We start from the raw sequence: 7,504 nt of genomic DNA, 5'->3' as shown, positions 1-7,504 counted from the left end.
CCGTCCGCCACCGCCACCGCCGCCGACGTCGGCGGCCCCGGCGCCCCCGCCGCCCGCGGCCTCCGGCGGGGCGGTCGACGTGTGCGCCGTCGGGGAGGCCTACGGCGGCTGGGCTCCCGGCAGCCGGGAGGCGGCGGCGTGCGCGGAGTACTTCGGGCGCTGAGCGCTGCTCCCCCGGGGAGGGCGCACCCGCCCGGCGCCCGGGACGTACCGGACGTCAGTCCCGGCCCGGCCCCAGGTCCGGGATCCGCCAGTCGACCGGGGCGTGGCCCTGCGCGGCCACCGCCTCGTCGATCTGCGTGAACGGTCGGGAGCCGAAGAACTTCTTCGCCGACAGCGGCGACGGGTGCGCCCCCTGGACCACGGCGTGCCGGGCCGTGTCGATCAGCGGCAGCTTCTTGCGCGCGTACGCCCCCCACAGCACGAACACCGCCGGGTCCGGCCGCTCCACGACGGCGCGGATGACCGCGTCGGTGAACTCCTCCCAGCCCTGGCCCTTGTGCGAGTTCGCCTCGCCCTCGCGCACCGTCAGCACCGCGTTCAGCAGCAGCACGCCCTGCTCGGCCCACGGCATCAGGTACCCGTTGTCCGGGACCGGGTGGCCGAGGTCGTCGCGCAGCTCCTTGAAGATGTTGCGCAGGGACGGCGGGGTGCGCACCCCCGGCCGCACGGAGAAGCACAGCCCGTGGCCCTGCCCGGGTCCGTGGTACGGGTCCTGGCCGAGGACGAGGACCTTCACCCGCTCGTACGGGGTGGCGTCGAGGGCGGCGAAGACCTCTTCGCGCGGCGGGTACACCGGCCCGCGGGCGCGCTCCTCCTCGACGAACGACTCAAGACGCCGGAAGTAGGGCTTGTCGAGTTCCTTGGCGAGGATGTCCTGCCAGGACGGGGGGAGCATCGGGGACACGGGTGCGGGACCTCCGGTCGGTGCAGCAGATCGGTTCGGTGGGGCGTTGCGCAGCAGACGGTACCGCCCGGCACCGACAGCTCCCCTACCAACTGGTCTTCTTGTACAGCTCCCACATCCGCATGATCGTCGAGGCGTCCAGGCTCCACTCCACCCCGGCGACGTCGTCGTGCGCCGCGATGTACTGCCGGGCCTGCCACAGCGGCAGCAGCCGGGCGTCCTCGGCGAGGATCTCCTGCGCCCGGGCGAACTGCTCGTTCACCCCCGCCCGGTCCGCCTCGCGGCGCGAGGTGGGCAGCAGCTCCTCGGTGATCTCCGCGTTCTCGTACGGCGTGCCGAGGGCGTTGCGCTCGCCGGTGAAGGGCGCGATGTAGTTGTCCGGGTCCGGGAAGTCGGGGGACCAGCCGCGGCCGAAGACGGCGTACTCGCCCTTGTTGTACGCGGCGGCGAACTGCTCCCACTTCCGGCCCTTCACGGTGACCTCGAACAGCCCGCTGCCGTCCAGCTGCCGCTCCAGCTCCTTGAACTGCCGGGCCATCACCGAGCCGTACCGGTCGCTGGTGTACCACAGCGTCAGCGGCACCGGCTCGGTGATCCCCGCCTGTTCCAGGGTCGCGGCCGCCGCGTCGGGGTCCGGCTCGCCGTAGCGGTCGAAGAAGGCGGTGGTGTGGCCGGCGATGCCGCGCGGGATCATCGAGTACAGCGGCTCCGCGGTGCTGCCGTAGACCCTGCGCACGAGCGCGTCGCGGTCGATCGCCTGGGCGACGGCGTGCCGGACGGCGAGGCTGTCGGCGTACTCGTGCTCGGGGTTGAAGACCAGGTAGTGGATCTCCGGCATGACGACCCGGCTGAGCGCGATCGAGCCCTCCTCGTACGCCGCCTTCTCCAGCTCCGGCACCCGGTCCGGCGGCAGCCCGCGGTACGTGACGTCGATGTCGCCCTTCTTGAGCGCGTCGGTCATCGCGCCGGAGTCGTCGAAGTAGTGGATGCTGACGGAGTCGTTGCGCAGCTCCGCGTCGCCCCGGTAGCCGGAGTTGCGCTCCAGCTCGGCCACCGACCCCTCCTCGTACGACGCGAGCGTGTACGGCCCGGAGCCGACGAGGGTGCCCTCGTCGGCCAGCGCGTCCGCCGGGTACGTCTCGGGGTCGACGATCGAGGTGGCGGGGGCGGCGAGGATGAACGGGAAGGTCGCGTCGGAGCGCTTGAGATGGAAGGTGACGGTCCGGTCCCCTCGGGTCTCGACCTTCTCCAGGCTCTCCAGCAGCCCGGCGGGGCCGGTCTCGGCGTTGATGGCGAGCACCCGGTCGAAGGAGTGCTTCACGGCCGCGGCGTCGAGCGGGTTGCCGTTGGAGAAGGTGAGGTCCGCGCGCAGCCGGCAGCGGTACGTGCGGCTGTCCGAGCCGGTGAAACCGCAGCTCTTCGCCGCGTCCGGCTGCGGCACCGCGCCGGTGCCGGCGTAGTGCATGAGCGTCTGGTAGACGTTGCGGTACAGCTCCCAGCTGCCGTCCCACGCGGCCGCCGGGTCGAGCGTGCTGGGCGCGCTCGTCGTGCCCACGTCGATGTGCCGCTCGTCGTCGTCCGACGCCGGCAGGTTGCCGCAGCCGGCCAGCAGCGAGACGGGTATCAGCGCCGCGGCGACCCGCCGCGGGCCCGACCGAAAGAACACGTGCCGCCCCCTCCTTGCACCTGTTCGATGGGGTGCGCAGACCCTACCCCACGGCCGGTGGATCACGGACCCCCCGGAACAGCGCTGTTATCCGGGGGAAACGTGTGCGGCGGACGCGGCGGGCGGTTCAGCCGACGCCGGCGTTGAGGAAGATCCCGCCCTCGATGGCGAGCGTCTGCCCGGTGATCCAGCCGGCCTCGTCGGAGAGGAGGAAGGCCGCGGCGCCGGCGACGTCCCCGGGGACGCCGAGCCGCCCCAGCGGGTAGCCGGCGGCGGCCTCCTCCTCGCGGCCCTCGTACAGCGCGACCGCGAACTTCGTCTTCACCACGCCCGGGGCCAGCGCGTTGACCCGGACGACCGGCGCGAACTCGTGCGCGAGCTGCATGGTCATGTTGATCATCGCGGCCTTGCTCATGCCGTACGGGCCGACGAACGGCGAGGCCGAGAGCCCGGCGACGGAGGCGATGTTGACGATCGCGCCGCCGTGCTCGCGCTGCCACGCCCGGTACGTCTGCTGGGCGAAGCCCAGGGCGGACAGCACGTTCGTCTCGTAGACCTTGGCCACCGCGCCCAGGTCGGCGTCGGCGATGGGGCCGAACACCGGGTTGGTGCCGGCGTTGTTGACCAGGTAGTCGACCCGGCCGAACGCCTCCACCGTACGGGCCACGGCCTCGGCCTGGTGCTCCTCGTGGTGCGCCTTGCCGGCCACGCCGATGGCGCGGCCCGCGCCGAGCCACTCCACGGCGTCCTGGAGCGCCTCCTCGCCGCGGCCGGTCAGGCACACCCGGTGGCCGCGGGCGACCAGCGCCTCGGCGATGCCGTAGCCGATGCCGCGGCTCGCGCCGGTGATCAGGGCGACCCGGCCGCTGTCCGCGGCCCGCGGCGCGTCCGCGGCGCCGCCGCTCTGCTGCTGCGTCATGTCCTCGTCCTCCGGCCTCAGTCGAGCGGCCCGCCGGCCACGTACAGCACCTGGCCGGAGACGAAGCCGGCGTCGTCGCCCGTGAAGTAGGCGATGGCGCCGGCGATGTCGTCCGGGTGCCCGACGCGCTGCACGGGGATCTGGGCGGCGGCCGCGGCCTGGAAGTCCTCGAAGTCCATGCCGACCCGGGCGGCCGTCTGGGCGGTCATCTCGGTGGCGATGAACCCGGGCGCGACGGCGTTGGCCGTGACCCCGAACTTGCCCAGCTCCTTGGCCAGGGTCTTGGTGAAACCCTGCAGCCCGGCCTTGGCGGCGGAGTAGTTGACCTGGCCGCGGTTGCCGAGCGCGGAGCTGCTGGAGAGGTTGACGATGCGGCCGAAGCCGGCGTCCACCATGTGCTTCTGGCAGGCCCGGGACATCAGGAACGCGCCGCGCAGATGCACGTTCATGACCGTGTCCCAGTCGTCCTCGCTCATCTTGAACAGCAGGTTGTCGCGGAGCACGCCGGCGTTGTTGACCAGGACGACGGGCGGGCCGAGTGCGGCGGCGACGCGGGCGACGGCCGCCTCGACGGCGGCGGCGTCGGCGACGTCGCAGCCGACGGCCAGGGCGGTGCCGCCGACCGCGGTGATCTTCCCGACGGTGTCCGCACAGGCGCCCTCGTCGAGGTCCAGCACGGCGACGGCGTGCCCCTCGCGGGCCAGGCGGACGGCGGTGGCGGCGCCGATGCCGCGCGCCGCGCCGGTGACGATCGCGACCCTTCCGGTGGTGGACATCCTGGTGTTCTCCTCGCGCTGGCTGGTGCCGGGGGGGGCTGCCCGACAGTCGGTGAGCAACCGCTTAGTAGGTTCGGCACGTGACGCTAGAAGTCCGGCCCCGCCGTGTCAACGGGGCGCCGCTGCGGCGCGCGCCGCAGCGCCGCCGTACGCGGTGCCGTGTGCGGCGTGTCACGCGCGGCGGGTCGCGTACGGCGGGTCGCGTACGAACCGGTCAGGCGGGCACGCGGACCAGCAGCCCCAGCAGCCGTTCCGCCTCCGCCTCCGGGTCCTCGGTCAGCCCCGAGTGCACCGGCCCCGGCTGCACCACCGTGCTGCGCGGCGCGACGAGCCAGCGGAAGCGCCGCCCCGCGTCGTCCCCGGCTGCCTGCCCGGCCTGCGCGCCGCCGCAGCACACCTCCTCCACGCCGCGCAGCGCGGCCCGTACCCCCGCGACGTCGGCCCCGGGGTCGAGCGCGAGCAGGCGGCGCTCGTCCAGGTGGGTACGCGCACCGAGATAGGAGTGCGCCCGGCAGTAGACGAGCACCCCGGCGTTGATCTGCTCGCCGCGTTCGATCCGCGGGACGACGCGCAGCAGCGCGTACTCGAAGACCTCGCGCCCGCTCATCGCGCCCCCTTCCGCGGCAGCTTCCCCTTCAGCCACTCCGGCGCCTTCGACGGCCCGTCCTGGCTGCGTTCGCCCACCACGGTCAGCTCGTGCACCCGTGCGGCGCGGGCGGCCAGCGTCTCGACGTACGCGGCCCGCACCTCCGCGGGCGAGGAGAAGCCCGGCTCGTCCGCCAGCCACTCGTCCGGCACCTCCGCCGCCGTCGCGGCCAGCAGCTTCGCGGTCACCCGCGGCGCCAGTTCGGCCGCCGCGGCGGCCACGTCCGGGCCGAAGGGGGCGAGGGCGTGGTCGGAGGCGTCGTACGGCTTGTCGGCGGCGGCCGCGGCGGAGGGCCAGTTGTGGTGCCAGATCAGGCTGGCGCCGTGGTCGATGAGCCACAGGTCGCCGTGCCAGACGAGCATGTTGGGGTTGCGCCACGACCGGTCGACGTTGCCGACGAGCGCGTCGAACCACACCACCCGCCCGGCCTCCGCGGCGTCCACCCGGAAGGCCAGCGGGTCGAAGCCGAGCGAGCCGGGCAGGAAGTCCATGCCGAGGTTGAGCCCTCCGCTGGCCTTCAGCAGCTCCTGCACCTCCTCGTCCGGCTCGGAGCGGCCGATGACCGGATCGAGCTGGAGCCCGACCAGCTCCGGCACCCGCAGCCCGAGCCGGCGCGCGAGCCCGCCGCTGATCACCTCGGCGACCAGCGTCTTACGGCCCTGTCCGGCGCCGGTGAACTTCATGACGTACGTACCGAGATCGTCTCCCTCGACGATCCCGGGAAGCGATCCGCCCTCGCGCAGCGGCGTGACATAGCGGGTCGCGACGACCTCTCTCAGCATTCTCCCAGGCAACCCGTCTCTTCAGCCTTGCAATCCACGGCCAGCTTCGGAGGCGGGTGGCAGGGGAGAACTTCTCCCTGCTTCCCGAGCAGTCCCTCGACAGCAGCGCGGCCCTCACTCCCGGCCTCCGGCACGAAGTGAACATAGTAACCGAGGGTGATCACGGGCGCGGAGTGCCGGGGCGGAAGCGGGCGAGGTCGAAGCTCGTCGACTACGGCCTGGTCGGCGGTGCTGGGGGGGGGACCGGTCCCGCATCCCGACGCCTCGTTCTTCGACGATCTCGGCGGCGCGTCCCTCCCGGCTGCGGGCTTTCGCCCAGGCGTGCCGCAACGCCCCGCCCGTGGCCACCGGACGGGCGGGGCCGGGGTGCGTCTGCGGCTACCGGCCGGTGAAGTGCGGTTCACGCTTCTCCAGAAACGCGCGCATGCCCTCCTTCTGGTCCCGGGTGGCGAACAGCGCGTGGAACAGCCGCCGCTCGAACAGCAGCCCTTCGCGCAGCGGCACCTCCTGCGCACGGCCCACGGCCTCGCGGGCGGACCGCACCGCGGGAGCGCTGCGCGCCGCGATGGCGGACGCCACGTCGAGCGCCTCGTCCGCCAGCCGGTCCGCGGGGACGATGCGGGCGACAAGGCCTGCCCGCTCGGCCTCGGCGGCGTCCATGGTGCGTCCGGTGAGGATCAGGTCCATGGCCTTCGCCTTGCCGACGGCACGGATCAGCCGCTGGGTGCCGCCGATACCGGGCATCACTCCGAGGGCCAGCTCCGGCTGGCCGAACACGGCGGAATCGGCCGCGACGACGAGGTCGCACATCATCGCCAGCTCGCAGCCGCCGCCCAGCGCGTAGCCGCTGACCGCCGCCACGGTGGGAGTGCGCAAGGCGCAGAAGGCGTCCCAGCCGGCGAAGTAGTCCTCCTCCGCCATCTCGGCCGCCGACCTCGCCGCCATCTCCCGGATGTCGGCCCCGGCGGCGAAGGCACGCTCGGAGCCGGTGACGACGAAACAGCCGACGCCCGGGTCGGCGTCCAGCTCGCCGAGCGCCCCGGTCAGCTCCTCCATCAGCGCGCTGCTGAGCGCGTTGAGGACCTCGGGCCGGTGCAACCGGGCGGTCACGACGGCCGGGTTCTTCTCGTTCCTCTCGATCTTCACGTGTTCCACCGCTGCCTCCTGGTGTCCGTGTGCGGTCGGTCGGGTCACGAGTCCCAGATCGCGCCGTATGCCGGGATGCCGCGGCTCTCCAGGGCGTGCACGACCCGCCACGTGAGCTTCTTGTTGGAGATGCAGATCACCGCCTCGGCGCCGGACCTCTCGTAGGCCCAGTACGCCAGGCGCACCATGTCGGGCTTGCCCCGCTCGTCGGTGTCCCAGATGAACGCGTCGGGCTGGACGGCGAGGATGTCGTCGATGAGCGGGTCTCCGTAGGTGCGGCGGGGGTTGCGGGTGGACCACACCAGGGTGGCCGGTACCTGCTGCGCCAGCAGGTGCGGCAGGCACGGACCTATACCGCTGCCGGTGGCGACGTAGACCACCTTGGTGAAGAGCCGTTCTATGTTGGCGACGCCCGCCGTCGTGATGCCCTTGACCCAGAGCTGCCGGGGCGCGTCGTCGATCAGCCGCCCGGTCCAGTCCCCGGCACGCGAGACCGTCAGGTGAAAGCCGTCCTCGCCGGGGACGGGGACGTTCGCGAAGGAGTGCCACTCCAGCAGCGGGCTGCGGCTGACCGCCGTGGAGGACCCGGCGAACGGCGTCTCGCCGTTTATGTTGGCACTTCAATCTGTCTCACAGATCACGCAGTTACGTGGGTGCAACTG

The 7,504-nt window shown here is 72.9% G+C and carries 7 protein-coding genes and 1 pseudogene; all 8 read right to left on the bottom strand.

Going from position 1 to position 7,504, the window contains the following annotated elements:
• Window positions 1-217: 217 nt before the first annotated feature.
• Entirely contained in the window at window positions 218-898 is a 681-nt protein-coding gene (locus tag ABD317_RS31075) for a uracil-DNA glycosylase (RefSeq protein WP_344294247.1), read from the bottom strand.
• Window positions 899-992: 94 nt separating this feature from the next.
• Entirely contained in the window at window positions 993-2,573 is a 1,581-nt protein-coding gene (locus ABD317_RS31070) for an ABC transporter substrate-binding protein (protein WP_344294245.1), read from the bottom strand.
• Window positions 2,574-2,700: 127 nt separating this feature from the next.
• The gene (locus ABD317_RS31065) at window positions 2,701-3,492 is read right to left on the bottom strand and encodes an SDR family oxidoreductase (protein WP_344294243.1); all 792 of its coding nucleotides are present in this window, start codon (window positions 3,490-3,492) and stop codon (window positions 2,701-2,703) included.
• A gap of 17 nt (window positions 3,493-3,509) precedes the next feature.
• Window positions 3,510-4,268 (bottom strand): 3-oxoacyl-ACP reductase FabG, encoded by a 759-nt coding sequence (gene fabG / locus ABD317_RS31060; protein WP_344294241.1) that lies wholly within the window; start codon window positions 4,266-4,268, stop codon window positions 3,510-3,512.
• 214 nt (window positions 4,269-4,482) lie between these two features.
• Window positions 4,483-4,875, bottom strand: a complete 393-nt coding sequence (locus ABD317_RS31055) for a DUF3037 domain-containing protein (protein WP_344294239.1) — start codon at window positions 4,873-4,875, stop codon at window positions 4,483-4,485.
• Window positions 4,872-5,696 carry a HipA family kinase gene (locus tag ABD317_RS31050; protein ID WP_344294237.1) on the bottom strand — a complete coding sequence of 275 codons (825 nt, stop codon included), beginning with the start codon at window positions 5,694-5,696 and terminating at the stop codon, window positions 4,872-4,874. The genes ABD317_RS31055 and ABD317_RS31050 overlap by 4 nt, the downstream gene beginning before the upstream one ends.
• A 378-nt stretch (window positions 5,697-6,074) precedes the next feature.
• The gene (locus ABD317_RS31045) at window positions 6,075-6,851 is read right to left on the bottom strand and encodes an enoyl-CoA hydratase-related protein (RefSeq protein ID WP_344294235.1); all 777 of its coding nucleotides are present in this window, start codon (window positions 6,849-6,851) and stop codon (window positions 6,075-6,077) included.
• Window positions 6,852-6,886: 35 nt separating this feature from the next.
• Window positions 6,887-7,450, bottom strand: a pseudogene (locus ABD317_RS31040) (hypothetical protein); the annotation flags it as partial.
• Window positions 7,451-7,504: the final 54 nt, after the last annotated feature.

Origin of the sequence: Streptomyces synnematoformans, assembly GCF_039531005.1 — a bacterium.
In the GTDB taxonomy this organism is placed as follows: domain Bacteria; phylum Actinomycetota; class Actinomycetes; order Streptomycetales; family Streptomycetaceae; genus Streptomyces; species Streptomyces synnematoformans.
The sequence above is the reverse complement of the archived record's forward strand: the minus strand, read 5'-3'. Positions and strand labels throughout refer to the sequence as shown.

Coding starts and splice junctions, on each gene's coding strand:
- ABD317_RS31065 (WP_344294243.1), bottom strand. CDS start 3,492: ATGACGCAGCAGCAGAGCGGCGGCGCCGCGGACGCGCCGCGGGCCGCG.
- ABD317_RS31050 (WP_344294237.1), bottom strand. CDS start 5,696: ATGCTGAGAGAGGTCGTCGCGACCCGCTATGTCACGCCGCTGCGCGAG.
- ABD317_RS31075 (WP_344294247.1), bottom strand. CDS start 898: ATGCTCCCCCCGTCCTGGCAGGACATCCTCGCCAAGGAACTCGACAAG.
- fabG (WP_344294241.1), bottom strand. CDS start 4,268: ATGTCCACCACCGGAAGGGTCGCGATCGTCACCGGCGCGGCGCGCGGC.
- ABD317_RS31055 (WP_344294239.1), bottom strand. CDS start 4,875: ATGAGCGGGCGCGAGGTCTTCGAGTACGCGCTGCTGCGCGTCGTCCCG.